The following is a 1,654-nucleotide window of genomic DNA, read 5'->3' on the forward strand; positions in this document are numbered from 1 at the left end:
AGAAGATGTTCCGAATATATCCTTAGAAAGGAGGTGATCCAGCCGCACCTTCCGATACGGCTACCTTGTTACGACTTCACCCCAATCATTTGTCCCACCTTCGACGGCTAGCTCCATAAATGGTTACTCCACCGGCTTCGGGTGTTACAAACTCTCGTGGTGTGACGGGCGGTGTGTACAAGACCCGGGAACGTATTCACCGTAGCATGCTGATCTACGATTACTAGCGATTCCAGCTTCATGTAGTCGAGTTGCAGACTACAATCCGAACTGAGAACAACTTTATGGGATTTGCATGACCTCGCGGTTTAGCTGCCCTTTGTATTGTCCATTGTAGCACGTGTGTAGCCCAAATCATAAGGGGCATGATGATTTGACGTCATCCCCACCTTCCTCCGGTTTGTCACCGGCAGTCAACTTAGAGTGCCCAACTTAATGATGGCAACTAAGCTTAAGGGTTGCGCTCGTTGCGGGACTTAACCCAACATCTCACGACACGAGCTGACGACAACCATGCACCACCTGTCACTTTGTCCCCCGAAGGGGAAGGCTCTATCTCTAGAGTTTTCAAAGGATGTCAAGATTTGGTAAGGTTCTTCGCGTTGCTTCGAATTAAACCACATGCTCCACCGCTTGTGCGGGTCCCCGTCAATTCCTTTGAGTTTCAACCTTGCGGTCGTACTCCCCAGGCGGAGTGCTTAATGCGTTAGCTGCAGCACTAAGGGGCGGAAACCCCCTAACACTTAGCACTCATCGTTTACGGCGTGGACTACCAGGGTATCTAATCCTGTTTGATCCCCACGCTTTCGCACATCAGCGTCAGTTACAGACCAGAAAGTCGCCTTCGCCACTGGTGTTCCTCCATATCTCTGCGCATTTCACCGCTACACATGGAATTCCACTTTCCTCTTCTGCACTCAAGTTTCCCAGTTTCCAATGACCCTCCACGGTTGAGCCGTGGGCTTTCACATCAGACTTAAGAAACCGCCTACGCGCGCTTTACGCCCAATAATTCCGGATAACGCTTGCCACCTACGTATTACCGCGGCTGCTGGCACGTAGTTAGCCGTGGCTTTCTGATTAGGTACCGTCAAGACGTGCACAGTTACTTACACATTTGTTCTTCCCTAATAACAGAGTTTTACGAGCCGAAACCCTTCATCACTCACGCGGCGTTGCTCCGTCAGGCTTTCGCCCATTGCGGAAGATTCCCTACTGCTGCCTCCCGTAGGAGTCTGGACCGTGTCTCAGTTCCAGTGTGGCCGATCACCCTCTCAGGTCGGCTACGTATCGTCGCCTTGGTAAGCCGTTACCTTACCAACTAGCTAATACGGCGCGGGTCCATCTATAAGTGATAGCAAAACCATCTTTCACTTTAGAACCATGCGGTTCCAAATGTTATCCGGTATTAGCTCCGGTTTCCCGAAGTTATCCCAGTCTTATAGGTAGGTTACCCACGTGTTACTCACCCGTCCGCCGCTAACTTCAAAGGAGCAAGCTCCTTATCTGTTCGCTCGACTTGCATGTATTAGGCACGCCGCCAGCGTTCATCCTGAGCCAGGATCAAACTCTCCATAAATGAATTATGATGTTTGATTAGCTCATAAAATACTAATTTGTGTTATCTCTAACACTTGTTTTGAACCAACAATTT

The 1,654-nt window shown here is 49.8% G+C and carries 1 rRNA gene; it reads right to left on the reverse strand.

The window, feature by feature from the left end:
- Nucleotides 1-26: 26 nt before the first annotated feature.
- Nucleotides 27-1,579 (reverse strand): 16S ribosomal RNA (locus ACSULM_RS12450).
- Nucleotides 1,580-1,654 lie beyond the last annotated feature (75 nt).

The organism is Staphylococcus caeli (assembly GCF_051413795.1).
In the GTDB taxonomy this organism is placed as follows: Bacteria; Bacillota; Bacilli; order Staphylococcales; family Staphylococcaceae; genus Staphylococcus; species Staphylococcus caeli_A.